The sequence below is a fragment of the Pseudoneobacillus rhizosphaerae genome (assembly GCF_917563885.1).
GTDB lineage: Bacteria > Bacillota > Bacilli > Bacillales > Cytobacillaceae > Pseudoneobacillus > Pseudoneobacillus rhizosphaerae.
In genome coordinates, this window is record NZ_CAKJTG010000004.1 from 1 (window position 1) to 18,477 (window position 18,477).

Here is an 18,477-nt window from a genome sequence, read left to right on the forward strand (position 1 = left end):
TAAATTTATTGATGTCAAAGACTCCAACATAAATGAAAAAGGCGTGTCAAATCTGTTGTCAGATTGCACGCCTTTTTCATTGTCATTTACAGGATTTGCACCTCAAAACGGAACGGTTTATCTAACTAAAGAGAACGGTTTTTCTTTACCAGCTCCTGAAGAAGCTCCACATTTCGTTTCCGAACCACAGCTGTTTCTTTCTTCAAATATACTACAGACTGGATACTACCATCAATAATATCTATTTGAAGAATGCTACCTTCTTCAATACCATCAGGCAATATTTTGCGTGGGGCTAAGATTTCTATCGATTCATTATCTCGGAGCAGTAAAACAGCTAGTTTACCTTCAAATCGGTCAACTGTGTATTTACCACTTTGAAAGTTATTTGGCATGAATCAATTTTCCAAATGGGTCATAGAGTTTAGCGCTATCGCCTGAATTATTCCATATGTTCTTCTCTGTCCAAAATAGTTTACTTGGGAGTTTCTCCGCTGCATTTGGACCTGAAGTGATCAAAACAGTTTGACCAGCTTTTAAGACAAATCCGTCAGGGAAATTGAATGTCTGGTTTCCATTCACACTTACTAGTTTCCAGCCTGTCATTTTGACGTCATTAGTACCCATATTTTTAATGAACGCTATTTCTTTTTCGAAATCTAATGCTGTTATCTTAAGGTTACCTGTTTCCATGGACGGTGAAGGTGTTGGTTTCGGTGTCGGTTCTGGCTTATTACCTTCATTCGCTTTTTCAGCATATTCCCACGGAGAGGCTAGCACATCATAGGTTTTACCATTCGTTTTAACAAGGATAGTCCCAGATTGGGCTGTTGAAAAGATTGTCGTCCCCCATTGGAGAAGTCTATCCACCACTTCCTTATGAGGATGACCATAGGAATTATTTAATCCATAAGAAAGAATGGCCACTTTTGGTTTTACTTCATCTAGAAATAAGGCACTAGTTGAAGTATTGGAGCCATGATGACCTGCTTTTAATATTTCTGCTTCTACATTATAGGTTTGGTACATATGAGTTTCTTCCTTAGTTCCGGCATCACCGGTTAATAGAAAATCGATTGTACCCATACTTAATTTTAGAACAATAGATGCTTCGTTCAAATCCTCATTGATGTCTCCGCTGTTTAAAACTTCTACTTTTACACGTTTATCTAAATTAAGCACTTGTCCTTCTTTTGCAATACTTACACCGATTCCCTTTTCTTTGATTAAACGTAAGTAATCACTATATACGATTGTTGTATGTGTTTTTCCACTATCCAAAATTGCTTTTACCGGCATTTTCTCTAGAACATCTATCAGGCCACCAAGATGATCGGCATCGGGGTGGGTTGATACAACTAAATCTATGGAATTAACTCCTTGCTCTTTTAAATATTTAACAACTGTGTCACCCATTTCTCGCTTTCCACCATCAACTAGCATGTTCTTGCCGTCTGGAAACAGAACTAATATACTATCTCCTTGCCCGACATCTAAAAAATGCACCTGAAAATCAGGAAGTGGCTTAAACTCATCATTTAACATTCGCGCCATAAAGACAGCAAAGTGTTGACGCGTTAAGGGCTGATTGGGCTTAAAAAGGTTCCCAGGATAGCCAGTTGTGATATTATTTTTGGCTAGTGCCTCTACATAGCCATGCGCCCAATTTCCTTTAGGGACATCTTTAAAATCTCCAGGATAGACACCAGATAGACCATAGGCGATAGATAAAACCTTGGACATTTGTGCCCTTGTCAATGTCCCATAGGGGTCAAAATACTTCTTCCCTGTTTTCGGATCGGTTTTTCCACCGATGAACCCCATTTCAATTGCTTTCGCTACTTCTTCATATCCGTACTCACCTGGTTTCATATCTGATAAACCTGGATTTGGTGCTCCAGTGAGTGCTACTTGTTTTTCTCTAAGAATCATTTGAACCGCTTGAATCCGTTTTATTGGATCAAGGGGACGGAATTGATTGTTGTAGCCTTTGATAATTTCCCTACCTGTTAAAAAACCTACCTCGTTTTCATATTGAGTTACATCGGAAAATACTTTGGCTAGGGTAGGCTGCGCCGGTAGATTAATGCCTATGATTAAGGTGATGAGTAAGAGATAAACTTTATTTTTCAAAAAGCATTCCCCTTTCTATTCTAAAATTTATCTTTTAATTAAAAGGGGTTATTTATGTAAGATATTAATATGATTTTATATTTATTTAATAATTAGTTACTTGTACAAGCACCTTTCTTTCAATTGAATATCTTAAGTTAGTGATTATAAGAGAGGTGCATATAATGTGGTTTTTGAAAAAAAGGCCAAAAGAGATTGATTGTGATTGTGCAGAAATCAATCGCCGCCTAGTGTTGCTTGATCGTGAAATTCAACGATTGGAGCGACAAATTGTTAGACTTGAGCAACAAATTATAGGACAAAAAGGTTCAGAATCAAATTAAAATAGATTAGATTAATGCTATTCCTGCTAGTGAATGGTATCGAACTCATTAAAGTATTTTACTAATTGTATACCCTGAAAAAAGTGGCCGACACATCAATGTTGGCCACTTTTTTGGGGATATGTTTTGTAAAATAAATTAAGGAAAGACAATGGCATTTAAGGCTCTTGTAAAAACACTGACAGAGTCTATATGATTTTCATTGCCTAAAGTGATTCGACGAACACAGATTTCATATTTTTGCATGCCAATAGTTGGTGGTATATCAGTCCAGGTTAAGGTAGGTAATTCCTGAAAAACACCGATAGAAACTGGCTTTGAATAACCATTAGCTACCACATCTATACTTACAATTGAACTTGAATTTCTATACAACTGAATATTAAACGTATAGGCAAAGGAAGGAGCAGTGATGATTGATCCAATAATGAGCTGGAAGAAGGCATCTATTTTGACTCTCTGATTAGTCTGAGTAGTAAAAACGGGCAGTGTAAGAATGGTTGTTTGCACGTCTGGAGGGATATCAATTGGGGGCAATGTATTAGATTGTGTAAAAAAATAGGTTGGGCCTGTCCAGGTTACGCCTGTGGAGACGGAGGATTGTATTCCTTCTGCTTCACTCTTCGACTCAGTTTCTCCGTTACATTCTATAGTTTCTCTGACTTCAGAGACAATTGGAGTAGCTTTTTCTAATGTTTCTTTTTTATCATCTGTATCTTCTCTGGCTGTTTTAGGCGCAACTGATTCAGTTGGATTTTTAGACTTACTTTTGTTTTTATCTTTATTTTTATGACTTTTTTCTTTATTTTTATCCTTGTCCTTATTTTTTTTGTCACTTGCCATTTCCTCAACTCCTTTACTCATTTACTATCAATATTGCTGATTTATGATTTTGAAACGGTCATTCGTTTAGTAAATTAGAAAAATGTTAAAAATAATCAAGTGTTATCGGTAGATGAGGATTTAATATACCATTTACCTAATAGGGAATATTCAAGGCATTTTTACCCCAAAATTTAAATAGCCTACCTCAGTTGCCAAGTATAAGATAGGCTTTTATTCAAAATCTTGTAAAACTTACTTCAGTTGCACAATCTCGTGCATGTTTTTATTCAAAATCTCATAAAACTTACCTAGTTGCCCAATATACTTTCTCCCTTACTCCAATATCCGCTTCTCCCCTTCAATTGCTTGAATCGGATCGATATTTTGCGTGAATTCAAGGGTGCCGATATACTCTCCGTTTTCATCGCGAACGGCGAAATAGCGGATATAGACATATTTATCACGGAATTTTATATAGAAATCCTCTGTGTCTTTTTTGCCTGATTTAAAGTCGGCCAATAGTTCCTCTACAACATGGACACTTCTTGGTGGATGACAGTTTTGGACAGTACGTCCGATTACTGCTTTCGTACGGGCGAAAATTCGTTCTTTACCATGTGAAAAATAACGGACCACATCATCCTGATCAATAAAAGTAATGTCTACTGGCAAATGGTTTAATAACAGTTCAAGCTGTTTTAACGATAAAATTCCTGTTTCCATCTTAATATAACCCTCAGAAATCGCCTTTTCATCGAGCCTATTTCTTTCTGGCTTCCATTCAACCTCAGGACTAGTTAGGCAAAATCCAATTTCATCGCTTTCACGAGCGATTTTCACCCATTCATCTTCGGTAAAGTGACTTAATGCCATCGGAAAGAGGATGTTTTCTTCTCGATAAATCATGCCGCTCACTTCTGCGATGATAAATTGCACAGCTTCGCTAATCGCTTTTTTGTCACCATTATAGGAAGTCAATTGCTGCTTTGCATCCTTAATGGCGTCACGGATGAAATCATCGATTCTCCACATATTATTTGTCGGGCCGTATATCCCGTACTTTTCTAAATAAGGGAAGATTAGATTTTCTTTTCGGCTGAAGTGTTTGTCGATATCCAATAATAGGTTGATATCTTCTGCTAACTTGTAGATATTTTCAGTTGAATCCTCTTGTTCAAATAATTCTAAATGGATTTTAAGTTTCGATTGTACTAATTTATCAAGTTCTCGATTTTCTAGTTTAAAGGTATGAACAGGATGTCCAGGTTGGTCTTCTGGACGATTTATTTCTTGATATTCTTCTTGAATTGCCCCTTTAAAAATTTCCATATGGGCAGCGTACAAACGATGGACTTCTGTGATCGCTATACCTTCTTCCTCCAAAAAATCATTTCCGAGCTTGGAGATTTCTTCAATGGTAATTTTCCCTATAAACGCATCAAAATGAGCCTTTACCTCATCTACATTTTTTCCGTCGTGTAGGTCTTTAAATATTTTTTTTAGCATCGTTAAACGATTTGAATTTATTGTAGTTTCTTGTTCACGGTTATTAATGATTTCACTCATAAGGATTCTCCTTCGTTATTCCGTCTAGTGAAAATGCTTCTCACTATTAAAATAACACTTTGTAAAGCGAAAGTTTGTGATGTACATCATTTGTATATGGTGAACTTTATTACATTAAAGGAATATTCACTGGGGCTAAAGAATTTTATAAAGAAGGATAGTTAGGAAGTTACCAATTGGAAAAATCGATCCTGATTGTTGAAGACGAGGAGAAAAGGTTATGGGCTAGTATACGGCTATGTAAAACGAGTAATAATTAAGGGTTCCAGGTATCATTCAGAAACTGAATGGCACCTGGAACCTGACTCTTTTTTGTCCCGTTCCTCATGGACAGTTACTTTCTAAGTGAGCTCATATCAAAATCCGTTGAAAGGATCGTAAGGATTCTTTTGATATCAGCTACTTTCGCCTTATCGTTTTGTGCCTTTTCCTTAATACTTACAAGCTCTTTTTCCCTTTTATTTAATTCCTTTACTGCGATTTTTTTAGCGACCTTGGCCAACAACGGTGCCTCTTCTTCCTTAAAATCATTCATTTCTTCTGTTAGATTTTCAATTTGGGTTACAATTAGATCCTGATCCTTAAGGCTTAAAGTATGTTTTTTTTCAAGAGGTTTCAATGTGTCCTTAACTATTTCTACTGTATCCCCAAGACTTTCTGCCTCGATGGAGAACTTTTCAGACTTCGACTTCAAGGTTTCCTCTGAGCAACCTGTTAATAACAGACCTACAAACAACAAAGAAAGAAAAATAATTTTTTTCATTTTTATTACCGTCCTTTTAAAATTTATTTTTTGTTTTCTACACTTACTACTATAAATTTTAAAAGGTCATAAACGGCAGTGTATTGGGTCATAAAAAAAGTCATAACAAGTCATAAAAGTCATTTATTTTTGTTCAGTAGAAAAATGCTTCCTCCAAGTGTTTTGTTTTTTTAGAGCAATCCAAATAGAGCAAATGCCCCAAACAATAGAATTATGACACCTGATAAACGGTTAATAAGGGTTACAGTATTTGTCTTTAACCGCTGCTTTAACAAACCTACACAACTACAAAGAAGTAGCCACCACAATGTTGAACCACTAAATACCCCCGAAACTAACAGCAGCGCCGAACCTGTATTGCTCTCCGCGCTAGAAATCCCTAAACCTGCAAAAATTGCTATGAAGGATAGAATCGTCATGGGATTCGTTAACGTCAGGAAAAACACCGATAAAAAGGCACCCATCATATTCTTACTTTGAGTATCTGTGGTAGTATGTAGAGCTTTAGAAGCCAATGTTTTAATGCCAAGATAACAAAGAAACATTCCTCCCGCTAATTGAATCCAAAACTGTTGCCCTATTAAGAAGTTCGATATAGCGGCTAAACCAAATCCTGCAATAAGACCATAGATCGCATCAGCTGTTGCTGCTCCCAATCCAGAAACGAAACCAATCATTCGACCCTGTGCTAGAGTTCTTCTCATACAAATAATACCTATAGGTCCAACCGGAGCCGCGATCGAAATCCCTATGATTATTCCTTTTAGATAGTACAAAGTATCCATCAAAATACTCCTTTACTCTATTGAAAATTTATCTTGTTGGAGCTTGAGCTGATACGTTTCTTTTACTGTATCCATGACAATGGTTGTTTTAGTTCTGATTATACCTCGAAGACTTTTTATTTCTTGGCTAATGACTCGGTCTAAATCTTTAGTATTCCGGCATCGAATTTTAAGTAAGTAATCGTCCTCTCCTGCAATATGATGGCATTCTTGGACTTCATATAATGTATGAATTAAGTTCAAAAAGGGAGTTCTGTGTTCTGGCCGTTCCAACGATACGGCTACAAAAGCGGTTAGGTCACACCCTACACTCTCTGCATCTACTATTACTCCAAAATCCTTAATCACACCTTGTTCCATTAAGCGATTGACACGGTCAGCTGTTGCCGGAGCGGATAAACCTATATGAGATGCTAAATCAGCCCATTTTATTCTTGAATTACTCATTAATTGATTAATTATCTTCATATCGAAAGAGTCCAATACAAAACACCTTACCTTTGAAAATTTTTTTACCATTTTACCTATTTTATTAACATTTACAATGTATTACTTTATAAAAATAAAAAATAACAACCTTGGTATGGATAACCAAGGTTGTTTTGGATTACTTATCTCCTGTAAAAGAAATGCCTTTCATAAAGTACTTATTAAAGAAGGCATAGATAATGAGTACTGGCATTGAAGCAGCCATAATATAGTGTCACATGACTAGCTAGGATCAATGTATTGGGTCAAAAAAGTCATTTATTTCTATTCAGTAGAAAAATACTTCCTCCAAGTGTTAAGACTGAAATGAATTTGCTTATAAGGATAAGATAGCTGGTGGTCTGATTATTTAATGTGATGTGCGGCAGTTTTATAAGCGCTATAACAACTAGGATACTAAACAAGAGAATAGAAAAAGCATTTTGATAAGCTTGGTTAACAATCCTTATACCTCTCTCGTCTTTATCCTTCATACAAATAATGATCATATATGACATAACTAAAATAGTGATATAGGTTAATAATATGATAGCCAATTCGATGCCCATGCAAGTTGCCTCCTTCATATTTTTATTAGGGAGAGCCATAATCAAAAAAGAGAAAAAAGGTGGAAGCTCTGTATGAATCCATCTTGTTAACTTTTTTTATCTAAGAGGGCTAAGGTACATCTATTTTTTTGGGGGTTCTCTTTAGTAGTAGTCATTTTTATTTTAGATGGCTTTTACTTTTCTATTTAAGACTATGTTACACAACAATATTATTACATAGCATTATGTAACATTCAAGTTTTGTATTTAAAATGGTTTAATTATAATGAGTGCGTTTTGAAAATTGATTTACTTAGTTTAGGCATGTTAACAAACTCTGCATGCCTTTAAAGCGCTGAGGGACTGTCCCCTAGCGCTTTAACGTGTTAAAAAATTTTACCGATTGGCTTTCATTGCTTCTTGTTTTACTTTTTCCATGAACTCTTGGACGACTTGATTATTGCTTTTTTCGCTGCCTAGTTTTAACATCGCACGGCCAACGAAATTTACCCCTTTATTTTGTCCTTCGTAAATGAATTTAGTGATCCGGTCATCCAGCTTTTCCAATGTAAAAGTGAGATTAATCTCAAAAGCCTTCCCTAATACGAAGCTAATCTGCTTTACCTTTTTTTCAGGTTTATTTTCGTAAGCTAATGTGTCTACAATATACGTTTCGACTCGTTTACCTTCGCGATATTTCTGCTGATGCTTTGCTCCTACTTCTCCTTCCGTTTTCTCTATTAACGTGTGCTCGTCCACTTTAGGCATGATTTTCTTGATGTTTTTATCTAAAAAGAGCTCCCATACTTGCTCAATATTTGCTTCAATAATCGTTTCTTCTTTCCACTGGATCATTCGTTTTCCTCCTTACCAGATGCAAGAAATTCATCTATCTCTTCGGTTTGGAGCCGAAGGTCTTCAATTTGCAACTGAATTTTATTTCTCTTTTATATTAATAAATCCTCTATAAGCAGGCTCTAGTAACTTAACTTCTGCATAATTTCTTAACGTTTCTTTACTTAATTCTGTTATTACAACAAACTTGCTACCTTTATACATTCTCCCCCCTCCCTCGTACATCATAAACTGTGGGGTACACCACAGAGTCAGTCACTATATATAAAGAATCATACCAAATATGAAATAACTAATCTAAAGTAGATTTGGAATTGCGTGTCGAATGTTGATAATTCAATAAAAACGGTTGATAACTATTAAGCGTCAGTTGTTAAATTAAAAATTTTGGTTGATAAAACTAAAAAAACGGTTGATAATGCCACTTTCGATAGACTTACAGGTTAAAAGAAGATTAAAAGATGCCACATAGCCACCATTTTGAACAAAAAAGTACCTGCCCAAGGTTTAATGGGCAGGCACAGGCTAGAAATATGCATTTTAAGGGGCAGGTTCCCTACATAACAATTTTTATTCCATTAAACCTTTAGCTCAACAAGTGGCCGCGTATACTTCTTAGTTAAATAGCTTCCAAGAATGAAGCAAATTAACAAGGAAACACCAAAGAGTAAAAGGTAGTAGCCTGAAAATGAGAATAAACTTCTGTCTGGAACAACTGCTTGAATGGATTTTATAATAAATCCATGGAACAAATAAACATACAAAGTTCTTTCACCTATTTCTGATACTTTATGCGGGCTAGAAGGGATAAGCGCTAGAAATCCAAAAATAACGATTAATGTTATGGTATATTGGATTCCTCTAAAGACTCCATCTGCCATCTCTTCTCCACCCATATTTGCATAAGAGGTTGAACCTAATAACCAAGGGACTGCATTTTCGGGGAACCAGAATCCAAAAAATAATAAAGTCCCGATAATAATGAATACTCCGACTGGTACTGAATATTTAGCCCTAATCGCTTTCTTTAACAGATCTCCATTAAGTAAGAACCCCAATAGAAAATAGGGGAAAAATACAAATGTCCTTGATAAGCTTAAAAAACTTCCGACTTCATCAACAAAACCAATGACAATTCCCAATAAAACGGCTACGACTAATCCATACCACCTTAAAGGCGCAAATACATATAGAAGTAAATTCCAAAAAAACAAGCTCAATAAAAACCATAGCGACCAGTGAGGATGTAAAAAGTCGAAGTGTAAGGTTTCTTCCTTCCCAACCAAGAAATAATAAATAGAATAGATGATTTGAAAAATAAAGTAAGGAAGTAATATTTTCTTAACGGACTTTAAAAGATAGCCTTTGTTTTTATAACCTTTAGCAAAGTAGCCCGAAATTAAGATAAACGCAGGCATGTGGAATAAAAAAATGACTGTATATAAAGTGAAAAGAATTCCATCTTGTTCTTTTAATGGACTAATGAGATGCCCAAAAACAACGAGAAAAATTAAAATGAATTTTGCATTATCAAAGTATTTACTCCTTTTTGAAGTAGAAGACATGGTATCACCCCATCGTTAATTTTTAAAAAAGGTATATTGCTATTCTTTTTGTAACCTTAACATTTAGATGAAAATTGTCTTTTACCATATTACCCTCAAATTATTACAGGAGTATTTTGTTTAGCTAACTTTCTATTTCATAGTCATTACAATTTTGAAATAATAATTATATATACCTATGCTAAAACAACTACGTCTCTAATGACTAAATACAAAAAGAACCAATCCCTATGTAAGGGATTGGCTCTATTGTATTGACTTGAACTTTTCGTGATACTAAAACTGAACCTAGCTAAGCCATCTTCATTACTTCCTTCATTTCTTCACTTTGAAGTGCGTAGCCGATGCCCCAGACAGTTTTGATGTTGAGGTTAATAGAGTGTTGTTTAAGTTTTTTGCGGATGCGGTTTACGTGAGTGTCAATCATTCGGTCGTCCTCTGATTGGGAGGAGCTCCATACAAGCTGTAGGAGTTCCTCTCGTGTTACGACCGTATTATGTTTTTTAGCAAGGTTCCATAGAACGGAAAACTCTTTTCTTGTAAATTTAAGTTCTTTGTTACCTTGTAGAACCTTGTAATCTTTTTTGTACATGGTAAGTCTACCAATCTTATATATAGCTCCTGCATCCTCTTTCTTTTCAGAGGCCTCGAGGTTTAATAAAACCCTTAATTTACAACGAAGAACGGGATAACTTATGGGACCAACACAAACCTCATAGGCACCTGCATGATAAAATCCAACGATATCCTCCTCAGTCAATGTTGCTCCAATGACAATTATTATTGTATGAAGCTGTTGGTGGATTTGCCGACAAAGTTCAATACTATTTACATTTAATAAAGAATGATTGAGGATGATGATATTTGGTTTCCATTCCATCGCTTTGATGAGCCCTTGCAATCCATCATGATAAGTATTGACAATAAAGGATTTCTCGAAGTATTGCATGAACTTTCTACTATTTTGTCGATCTTCATCTATTAATAAGATTTTCTTATTCACTCTTAACTCCTCCTTTAGATGTACTTCCCCCCTTATGAAAACGTAATCCCCTGTTTAGGAAAGAGGATAATGACAGGCGACGTATTGATTTTCACCAGTCTTTACGAACTCAGGCGCTTCCTCACGACATTTTGGTTGAGCATATGGGCAACGCGTATGGAAATAACATCCAGACGGAGGGTTGATTGGACTCGGTACGTCCCCTTGTAAAATAATTTTTGGCTTATCACGTAATCTAGGATTCGCAATCGGGTTAGCGGACATTAATGCTTGAGTGTATGGATGCTTTGGTTCCTCAAATAACGTATCCGAATCGGCTAATTCCACCATTTTCCCTAAATACATTACGCCAACACGATCACTAATATGACGAACGATATTTAATCCATGCGAGACAAAAAGATAAGTTAGCCCTAATTGTTCTTGTAGATCTTCAAGCAAATTTACTACCTGAGATTGGATCGATACATCAAGCGCAGATACTGGCTCATCCAAAACAATTAATTTCGGATTTAGTGTTAAAGCTCGAGCAATTCCAATTCGCTGTCTTTGTCCGCCACTAAATTCATGTGGATAACGACGCATATGGAAGCTAGTCAAACCGACTAATTCTAGAATTTCTTTAATACGGTTTTCTCTTTCTTCTTTCGATCCCAATCCGTGGATCTTCAGAACTCGATCAAGTGTTTCACCAACACTAAGCCTTGGATTTAAAGAGGAGAACGGGTCTTGAAAAATTAATTGCATTTCACGTCTTGCCGTCCTTAAATCATTTTCAGATAATGCGAAAATATCTTTACCATCAAACCGAACAGATCCGCTTGTTGCTTCAAGTAGACGTAAAAGCGCACGTCCTGTTGTCGATTTGCCACAACCACTTTCTCCAACAAGACCCAATGTTTCACCCCTGAAAATATCAAAGGTAACTCCATCTACCGCTTTCACATATCCTTGTGTTCTGCCAAGTAAACCACCCTTGATTGGGAAATGCATTTTCAAATCCTTTACACTTAAAAGTACCTCACTTTTTCCATTCCCGACGGTTTCTTTTGTTTTTACTGGGTCCATTATTCCACTAATCATCATTTACCCTCCCAACGGTGTGTGTATTTCCAGCAACGAACCGCTTCTTCATTCCCTATCTTTTGAATATCAGGCATTTCATCATAACAAAGGGCAGTTGCGTATTCACAACGAGCTGCAAAACGGCAGCCGCTAGGGAGATTCAATGGATTCGGTACAACACCTTCAATCGCATAAAGCTTTCCGATACGCTTTTCTGCACTTGGCATCGATTTAAGTAGACCTTCTGTATATGGATGCTTTGGATTTTCAAAAATCGTATAAACATCGCCTTGTTCCACTACTTGCCCCGCATACATAACAACAACATTATCTGCCATTTCTGCCACTACGCCTAAATCATGGGTAATTAGCATGATGGACATATTAATCTTCTGTTTTAGTGTCTTCATTAATTGTAGGATTTGGTTTTGAATTGTTACATCGAGTGCGGTTGTGGGCTCATCCGCAATAAGTAACTCTGGTTGACAGGCTAAAGCAATGGCGATCATCACACGCTGTCTCATCCCTCCAGATAGCTCATGTGGATATTGATTAATACGGCGCTCCGGTTCAGGAATACCAACTAAATTTAGTAGGTTTATAGCCTCTGCTAAAGCTTCTTTCTTCGATTTCTTTTGATGTATAATAATTGATTCAGAGATCTGATCGCCAATTTTATACACCGGGTTTAAAGATGTCATAGGTTCTTGAAAGATCATCGAAATGCGATTTCCACGAATCGATCGCATTTCCTTTTCTGTTTTAATTAGTAAACTCTCTCCATTAAATTTAATATCACCATTCACTATCTTCCCAGGTGGCTGTGGTATTAATCTCATAATGGATAAGGAAGTAACACTTTTACCACTCCCGGATTCACCAACAATGGCAAGAGTTTCTCCTCTCTTTACTTCAAAGCTCACTCCATCAATAGCAGGAACTGTTCCATCTTCTGTATAAAAATAGGTTTTTAAATTTTCTACTGATACGATTGTGTCTGTTTTTGTTTTAGTAGTAGTTGTTGACATCGAGTGTTCCTCCTAATCTTTCATTTTTGGATCAAGAGCATCACGAAGTCCATCACCAATAAAATTTACGGCTAATACGGTCAAGATAATAAATAAACCTGGAAAAATAACGACCCATACATAATCCATTACTGTTGTTAGTTCCTGTGCAGACGTTAACATGTTCCCCCAGCTTGGTGTTGGTGGCTGGATTCCTAAGCCTAAAAAGCTTAGTGAAGACTCTGCGAGAATATTTGAGGCAATATCTAATGTTGCAATAACAGTGATTGGAGCAATCGCATTCGGTAGTACGTGATAAAAAATCGTTGCTGATTTCTTTTCACCAGTTGCCCTTGCCGCCTCAATAAAGTCACGCTTTTTTAATGTTAAAATTTCACCGCGTACAATACGGGCCATTCCCGTCCAACCGAATACACTCAATACAAGAACCGTTGACCATAAGGATGGTGTGATAATCGCCGCTACAATTAATAATAAGAAGAACGTCGGAATGGATTGAATCGCATCCACAATACGCATCATGATGTTATCAACCCAACCCCCGAAATAACCTGAGATAGCACCATATATAATTCCTACTGAAACCGTACAAATCATGGCAAGTAATGCTACACTTAGTGAAATTCTTGCCCCGAATACGATACGTGTCCAAATGTCTCCCCCCATAGAATCAGTACCCATCAGATGGAATTCGCCTGATTCTGGAATTGTTCCCGGAGGATAATAGGAGTCAAAAATATCATATACATCAGGGCGATACGGCGTTAAAAGTGGCGCAAAAATTGCTAATAAACACATAAGAGTAAATACGCCTAAGCCTACAACGGCCAATTTATTTTTTTTATAACGACGCCAAATGACGGAAGCTTTACCTTCAATCTTATAATCATTTCCTGTCATTTTTTTCACATTCAATGCTACTGGCCTGTTCACAGATGGATTTGGAATTCCCATATCATCTATCTCCTCTCTAGTTCTTGCCTAGTTGGATACGCGGATCCACTAAAGCATAAAGAATATCTGCTATTAAATTGGATGCTACAACCATTACCGCAGCAATCATTGTTGTACCCATAATAACTTGGTAGTCTCTGATAAAGATGGCACTAACCGAAAGTCTTCCCATTCCAGGCCATGCAAACAGCTGCTCGATGAATAATGTTCCTCCAAATAGGGCAGGGAGTTGTAAGGCTAATATTGTGATAATCGGAATTAGTGCATTACGGAGGGCATGCTTATAAATAACCACTCGCTCTGTTAAACCTTTTGCTCTTGCCGTTCTAACGAAATCCTGTTTGATTACTTCAAGCATACTAGAGCGCATAAAACGTGACATGGATGCGACTAATCCGAAGGCAAGTGTTAACGAAGGAAGGACTAAATGATGTAGTCTATCTTTTAAGTCAAAGGTATCAAAATTTGATCTCAATCCTGATGCTGGAAACCATTCTAATTTTAAAGAGAATACTAAAATGACTACTAGCGCGATAAAAAAGGATGGAACGGCAATGCCTAGAAAACTATTAAATGTAAAAATATAGTCAATTGGGGAGTACTTCTTAACTGCCGAATACACACCAATCGGGATAGCTAGAAGAATTGCAATGAACATCGCTGTTCCCATTAATGTTAAAGTTGCAGGAATTCTACTTACGATTTTATCCATAACTGGCTGCCCATCTTGGAAGGAGTAACCTAGATTTCCTTCTAAAACTAAAAGTTTCAGCCACTTATAATATTGAATATAAATGGGTTGATCCACCCCTAGCTGTTCTTTTATGGCTGTAAAGTCCTGTTCGTTACCTGCCTCAGGGTTTTGATACATGGCAGTCGGATCTCCAGGGGCGAGTGTCATGAGTAAGAAAGAAATGATTGAGATAATAAATAATAACGGAATTGCTTGAAGTGTTCTACGAAATATATATTTGGTCAAAAGTCTCACTACTTTCTTTTAGCATTATTTGTATATCTTAATTTATTGGTTCTGTTAAACATCATTGTTGACATTACTACGAATGAAAAGACTGCCTTTTTCATTATTACTCACCGGCTTTACAACATTGCACGGAACACAATCCCTTTTGTTATAGTCCACTTCTGTTAGTTTCTTACTATAATCAACAATGAGCTTTAACAGAGCCAATTTATTAAGAAAGCCGCTCGCGACTTAGTCGCTAACGGCCGCTTATCTACTACTTTTTATTTTCTTTTTGAAGCTGTTCCCCAGTACCAATCTTGTAAATTGAACATGGCTGAAGACAGTGTCGTTTTAATTCCTTTTAAGTCTTTATCATGGCCCATGTTTTTCATTGGATGTACTGTCCAAATGAGAGTTCCGTTTTCAGCCATATATTTGTGCATGTCTTGGTATAATTTAATGCGTTTGTTACGGTCTGTTTCTTTCCGGTAGTCATCTAACCACTTATCGATTTTCGGATCAGAAATACGTGTAGCGTTGTTACCGCTTTTAGTACTCGTAGGGATTGCATCAGTATGGAAGAAACCACTGTGTTCAACATTTCCATCATATCCGCCCCAGCCGAGTGCATAGGTGTCCATTTCTCCTTTATCAAGTCTATCAAGGAAGATGGACCACTCTAAGCTGCGAACGTTTACTTTTACACCAATTTTTGCCCAGTTTTGTTGTGTTAGCAAACCGATTTTTTCACGTGTTTTGCTTCCGTTATTATAGTAGAAATCAAATTCTAATTTCTTACCATTTTTCTCACGAACACCATTTTGTAGCTTCCAACCCGCTTTATCAAGCATATCTTCAGCTTTCTTCGGATCAAACGATAGCGCTTTTACACTAGTGTTGTTTTGAGGAATCTTCGGATGGAATGGACCTGATGCAATATAGGCTTTACCAAGGTAAATTTTATCCACAATTGATTGACGGTCTAAAGCATGTGTTAAGGCAATTCGCACATTTTTATCAGTAAAAGGTGCTTTCTCTGCATTAAAACCAACATAGTCAAATTGGCCGTAATCCCATTTTGTAATTTTCAAATCTTTATCTTTTGCAACTTGCCCGATGGTGGCAGGTGTTAAAGCTTCTACCCAGTCAACATCCCCTTTTAAGAGGTTAATTGCTTCAACGTTCGCATCAGGTAGAATACGTGTAATGACTTCATCCATGTATGGACGACCATCCCAATAGCTCTTGTTAGCAACTACAACCACACGCTCATCTGTTTTCCATTCCTTAAACTTGAAAGGACCTGTACCAATTGGATTACGGTGAATTTTTGTGTTCTTGTTATAATCGTCTACACCCTTAGGAAATTGGTGCTCCGGAATAATCGCAGCAGCAGAAAATACATTCGTTACGATTAGGGCATCCACTTCTTTTAATGCAATCTTTACTTGGTGAGAATTTACCTTAGTTACACTTTTTATCGCTTTGAAATCATTTTTATAACTATTAATGGATTTAGGATTCATAAACATATTGTAAGAAAAAACCACATCATCCGCTGTGAATGGTTTACCATCGTGCCACTTTACACCTTTTCTTAGATCAAATGTGTAGGTGTTCGATTTTTTATCAAACGTGTATTTTGTTGCTAAAGATGGGATTGGATCTCCATTTTGATTAGTGCTTAATAAGGCATCAAAAATCATCCCTTGAATTCTATTTGAAGCAGAGTCGTTTGTTGTATATGGAATTAATCTAACCGCATCTGAGAAGGAAGTTAAGATCACTTTACCGCCGACTTTCTTTGGGTCAAAACCAGGACGAGCCGCATCTGCACTATCCGTACCTAAGAACGAAAAACCGCTAAGTGCAACAGCTGATGCTAATGATGTAGTTAATAATTTCTTTTTGAAATTTTGCATCTCTTTTATTCTCCTAACATTATAGTTTAATGGTTATTCTCCCACTTTTTCTGCAAATTCGATGGATGTTGCCAATCCATCTGGTCCTGCAGTAAGAACTCCAGTGAATTTTTTTCCAGCTGCTTGTAAGGCGACTATCTCAGCAAGAGTTACTGCTTTAGTTGTAGACGTGTCTTTTCCAGCTGAATCCTTTACAGTTTCAACAAAAGTAAATTTTGCATCTGCGGCAAAAGAGAAGCTTTGTTCTTTTAGAGCAACATTTTTGAAGTCAAATACTACTTTGTCCCCTTTAACTGTCACTTCACGCTTAGCCACTTTTGTAATATAGGCATCCAAAATCGTAATTTCATCTGTTACTGTATCGCCATACATTCCACCCTCAAAGCTAACGCCTGCTTTAGCTGCGTAGTTACTGAACTCTGTAAATGTAAATGGAACATTAGGGCTATTGGGAAGACTTGATACTAATCCATTTAATAGGAAGTTTTTCGGAGCACCATTTAAAGTTAAGCTACCGCCTGAATATCCTAATTTACCATCGAACATTTCTAGTGAATTACCTTCTGCATATGCCACTTCACCCTTTTTATTAAGAGTTAAATGGATTTTTGTCGCTTTAGCCACACTACTCAATTCAGCTTTTTGTTCATCTAAGAACACAGTAGCATTGGAGCTGAATTTGTAAGATTTGTTTCCTGATTCCGTTTTAATGACCACAAGATTACCTTGCAAACGTTCCACTATACCTGTAGAGATTGTATAGCTATCTTTAGCTTTCATATAATTATCGATAGCTAAAGCAGCATCTTCTCTTGTAACAACAGCATCTAAGTCTGTATCAATACTTAAAACACCTTTACGCTCTAGGAAATATAAATAATCAACTAGATCATTTGTCCAGCTAGCTTTGAAACCAAGACCCAATGCTAATCCTCTTGCTAAATCGGAGTATGTAATAGCATTCTTCGGTTTGAAATCACCGCTTTTTCCTACTTTTAAAATTCCTGCGCTAACAGCTTTAACAGCTGCTGCATTCTTTGTATCTTTTAGCTTTACTGTTTTTGCAGCTTGAACCGTCATGATTCTACCGGCAATTTCAGCAAACTCTTGTCGGGTTAATCCTTTTTCTGGATTAAAGTTTGCTCCTGCATTTACGACAATCCCTAAAGCTACTAATTTACTAATCGATGTTTCGTTTGAGCTTACATCATCAAAACTGACTGCTAATGCAGACATACTGCTAAATGTAAGTGTTGTTGCTAGAGTTCCTGTGATAAGAATCTTTTTCCAATTCAACTTCTTTGACCCCCTTGTGATTGATACAGCTAAGAATAGTGTTCAAGCATTGATGTTAAAACTGACTAGACAGTTTGTTTAAACCTAAAATTTTTTTTATTAAATTTGGTAGAACTAGTTAGATTATTTGAAGGATACTTACTATCAATCTAACTAGCCCCTATTAGGCTTTTGTGTAAAATCTAATTCTCCACACATATTAAACTGACTAGACAGTTTCTTTTATACCCATCTCTGTTCCCTTAAATGAGCCAGATCTCTTTTTATTAAAAAAGTCTGACCCCCAACAAGTTTAGAAATCCTATGTTATTGGTTTTGTGGAAACGTTTGAACTGGATATTTAATTATATTATTTATAACACAAACTCGGTTAAACTGACTAGACGGTTTCTTAAAGTTTAGGAAAAATTTACT

19 protein-coding genes and 1 pseudogene are annotated in these 18,477 nt (G+C 36.5%); 1 reads left to right on the forward strand and 19 read right to left on the reverse strand.

What is annotated here, in order from left to right; genetic code table 11:
- Positions 1 to 125: 125 nt before the first annotated feature.
- Together LRP83_RS03730 and LRP83_RS03735 are read right to left on the reverse strand one after the other, a co-directional pair.
- The gene (locus LRP83_RS03730) at positions 126 to 395 is read right to left on the reverse strand and encodes a DUF3006 domain-containing protein (protein ID WP_230495340.1); all 270 of its coding nucleotides are present in this window, start codon (positions 393 to 395) and stop codon (positions 126 to 128) included.
- A complete protein-coding gene (locus LRP83_RS03735; RefSeq protein ID WP_230495341.1) occupies positions 385 to 2,133 on the reverse strand; it encodes an S-layer homology domain-containing protein in 1,749 nt (582 codons plus the stop codon). The genes LRP83_RS03730 and LRP83_RS03735 overlap by 11 nt, the downstream gene beginning before the upstream one ends.
- A 164-nt stretch (positions 2,134 to 2,297) precedes the next feature.
- Between LRP83_RS03735 and LRP83_RS03740 the strand changes: the two genes are divergently transcribed.
- Complete coding sequence (locus LRP83_RS03740; protein WP_230495342.1) at positions 2,298 to 2,456, forward strand: hypothetical protein; 159 nt, start codon at positions 2,298 to 2,300, stop codon at positions 2,454 to 2,456.
- A gap of 138 nt (positions 2,457 to 2,594) precedes the next feature.
- Here LRP83_RS03740 and LRP83_RS03745 read toward each other — a convergent pair whose 3' ends face one another.
- The 17 genes and pseudogenes from LRP83_RS03745 to LRP83_RS03820 form a co-directional block, all read right to left on the reverse strand.
- A complete protein-coding gene (locus LRP83_RS03745; RefSeq protein WP_230495343.1) occupies positions 2,595 to 3,320 on the reverse strand; it encodes a hypothetical protein in 726 nt (241 codons plus the stop codon).
- 294 nt (positions 3,321 to 3,614) lie between these two features.
- Positions 3,615 to 4,847 carry a DUF438 domain-containing protein gene (locus LRP83_RS03750; RefSeq protein ID WP_230495344.1) on the reverse strand — a complete coding sequence of 411 codons (1,233 nt, stop codon included), beginning with the start codon at positions 4,845 to 4,847 and terminating at the stop codon, positions 3,615 to 3,617.
- A 334-nt stretch (positions 4,848 to 5,181) separates the two neighbouring features.
- The gene (locus tag LRP83_RS03755) at positions 5,182 to 5,610 is read right to left on the reverse strand and encodes a hypothetical protein (protein WP_230495345.1); all 429 of its coding nucleotides are present in this window, start codon (positions 5,608 to 5,610) and stop codon (positions 5,182 to 5,184) included.
- 170 nt (positions 5,611 to 5,780) lie between these two features.
- Entirely contained in the window at positions 5,781 to 6,395 is a 615-nt protein-coding gene (locus LRP83_RS03760; RefSeq protein ID WP_230495346.1) for a LysE family translocator, read from the reverse strand.
- 12 nt (positions 6,396 to 6,407) lie between these two features.
- Positions 6,408 to 6,914: an Lrp/AsnC family transcriptional regulator gene (locus tag LRP83_RS03765; RefSeq protein WP_290369486.1), complete on the reverse strand. Its 507-nt coding sequence runs from the start codon at positions 6,912 to 6,914 to the stop codon at positions 6,408 to 6,410.
- A gap of 88 nt (positions 6,915 to 7,002) precedes the next feature.
- Positions 7,003 to 7,098 (reverse strand): annotated as a pseudogene (locus LRP83_RS03770) (carbohydrate ABC transporter permease); the annotation flags it as partial.
- Positions 7,099 to 7,138: 40 nt separating this feature from the next.
- A complete protein-coding gene (locus LRP83_RS03775) occupies positions 7,139 to 7,432 on the reverse strand; it encodes a hypothetical protein (protein WP_230495348.1) in 294 nt (97 codons plus the stop codon).
- A gap of 375 nt (positions 7,433 to 7,807) precedes the next feature.
- Positions 7,808 to 8,266: an SRPBCC family protein gene (locus tag LRP83_RS03780; protein WP_230495349.1), complete on the reverse strand. Its 459-nt coding sequence runs from the start codon at positions 8,264 to 8,266 to the stop codon at positions 7,808 to 7,810.
- A gap of 81 nt (positions 8,267 to 8,347) precedes the next feature.
- Positions 8,348 to 8,470: a hypothetical protein gene (locus LRP83_RS23185; RefSeq protein ID WP_290369487.1), complete on the reverse strand. Its 123-nt coding sequence runs from the start codon at positions 8,468 to 8,470 to the stop codon at positions 8,348 to 8,350.
- A 374-nt stretch (positions 8,471 to 8,844) separates the two neighbouring features.
- Positions 8,845 to 9,831: an acyltransferase family protein gene (locus LRP83_RS03785; RefSeq protein ID WP_230495350.1), complete on the reverse strand. Its 987-nt coding sequence runs from the start codon at positions 9,829 to 9,831 to the stop codon at positions 8,845 to 8,847.
- Positions 9,832 to 10,123: 292 nt separating this feature from the next.
- Complete coding sequence (locus LRP83_RS03790; RefSeq protein WP_230495351.1) at positions 10,124 to 10,834, reverse strand: response regulator transcription factor; 711 nt, start codon at positions 10,832 to 10,834, stop codon at positions 10,124 to 10,126.
- Between the two features lie 54 nt (positions 10,835 to 10,888).
- Complete coding sequence (locus LRP83_RS03795; RefSeq protein WP_230495560.1) at positions 10,889 to 11,917, reverse strand: ABC transporter ATP-binding protein; 1,029 nt, start codon at positions 11,915 to 11,917, stop codon at positions 10,889 to 10,891.
- Positions 11,917 to 12,927 (reverse strand): ABC transporter ATP-binding protein, encoded by a 1,011-nt coding sequence (locus LRP83_RS03800; protein WP_230495352.1) that lies wholly within the window; start codon positions 12,925 to 12,927, stop codon positions 11,917 to 11,919. Before LRP83_RS03800 ends, LRP83_RS03795 begins: the two co-directional genes overlap by 1 nt.
- A 12-nt stretch (positions 12,928 to 12,939) precedes the next feature.
- Entirely contained in the window at positions 12,940 to 13,881 is a 942-nt protein-coding gene (locus LRP83_RS03805; RefSeq protein WP_230495353.1) for an ABC transporter permease, read from the reverse strand.
- A gap of 16 nt (positions 13,882 to 13,897) precedes the next feature.
- Complete coding sequence (locus LRP83_RS03810; RefSeq protein WP_230495354.1) at positions 13,898 to 14,860, reverse strand: ABC transporter permease; 963 nt, start codon at positions 14,858 to 14,860, stop codon at positions 13,898 to 13,900.
- Between the two features lie 266 nt (positions 14,861 to 15,126).
- On the reverse strand, positions 15,127 to 16,767 hold the full coding sequence (locus tag LRP83_RS03815) for an ABC transporter substrate-binding protein (RefSeq protein WP_230495355.1): 1,641 nt from the start codon (positions 16,765 to 16,767) through the stop codon (positions 15,127 to 15,129).
- A 33-nt stretch (positions 16,768 to 16,800) separates the two neighbouring features.
- Complete coding sequence (locus tag LRP83_RS03820) at positions 16,801 to 18,063, reverse strand: S-layer homology domain-containing protein (protein ID WP_230495356.1); 1,263 nt, start codon at positions 18,061 to 18,063, stop codon at positions 16,801 to 16,803.
- Positions 18,064 to 18,477: the final 414 nt, after the last annotated feature.

Bases quoted from the DNA above. Each gene is read 5' to 3' on its own strand.
- LRP83_RS03815 (WP_230495355.1), bottom strand. From the start codon at position 16,767: ATGCAAAATTTCAAAAAGAAATTATTAACTACATCATTAGCATCAGCT.
- LRP83_RS03740 (WP_230495342.1), top strand. From the start codon at position 2,298: ATGTGGTTTTTGAAAAAAAGGCCAAAAGAGATTGATTGTGATTGTGCA.
- LRP83_RS23185 (WP_290369487.1), bottom strand. From the start codon at position 8,470: ATGTATAAAGGTAGCAAGTTTGTTGTAATAACAGAATTAAGTAAAGAA.
- LRP83_RS03730 (WP_230495340.1), bottom strand. From the start codon at position 395: ATGCCAAATAACTTTCAAAGTGGTAAATACACAGTTGACCGATTTGAA.
- LRP83_RS03750 (WP_230495344.1), bottom strand. From the start codon at position 4,847: ATGAGTGAAATCATTAATAACCGTGAACAAGAAACTACAATAAATTCA.
- LRP83_RS03765 (WP_290369486.1), bottom strand. From the start codon at position 6,914: ATGGTAAAAAAATTTTCAAAGGTAAGGTGTTTTGTATTGGACTCTTTC.
- LRP83_RS03745 (WP_230495343.1), bottom strand. From the start codon at position 3,320: ATGAGTAAAGGAGTTGAGGAAATGGCAAGTGACAAAAAAAATAAGGAC.
- LRP83_RS03785 (WP_230495350.1), bottom strand. From the start codon at position 9,831: ATGTCTTCTACTTCAAAAAGGAGTAAATACTTTGATAATGCAAAATTC.
- LRP83_RS03795 (WP_230495560.1), bottom strand. From the start codon at position 11,917: ATGATTAGTGGAATAATGGACCCAGTAAAAACAAAAGAAACCGTCGGG.
- LRP83_RS03775 (WP_230495348.1), bottom strand. From the start codon at position 7,432: ATGGGCATCGAATTGGCTATCATATTATTAACCTATATCACTATTTTA.
- LRP83_RS03780 (WP_230495349.1), bottom strand. From the start codon at position 8,266: ATGATCCAGTGGAAAGAAGAAACGATTATTGAAGCAAATATTGAGCAA.
- LRP83_RS03755 (WP_230495345.1), bottom strand. From the start codon at position 5,610: ATGAAAAAAATTATTTTTCTTTCTTTGTTGTTTGTAGGTCTGTTATTA.
- LRP83_RS03760 (WP_230495346.1), bottom strand. From the start codon at position 6,395: ATGGATACTTTGTACTATCTAAAAGGAATAATCATAGGGATTTCGATC.
- LRP83_RS03805 (WP_230495353.1), bottom strand. From the start codon at position 13,881: ATGGGAATTCCAAATCCATCTGTGAACAGGCCAGTAGCATTGAATGTG.
- LRP83_RS03800 (WP_230495352.1), bottom strand. From the start codon at position 12,927: ATGTCAACAACTACTACTAAAACAAAAACAGACACAATCGTATCAGTA.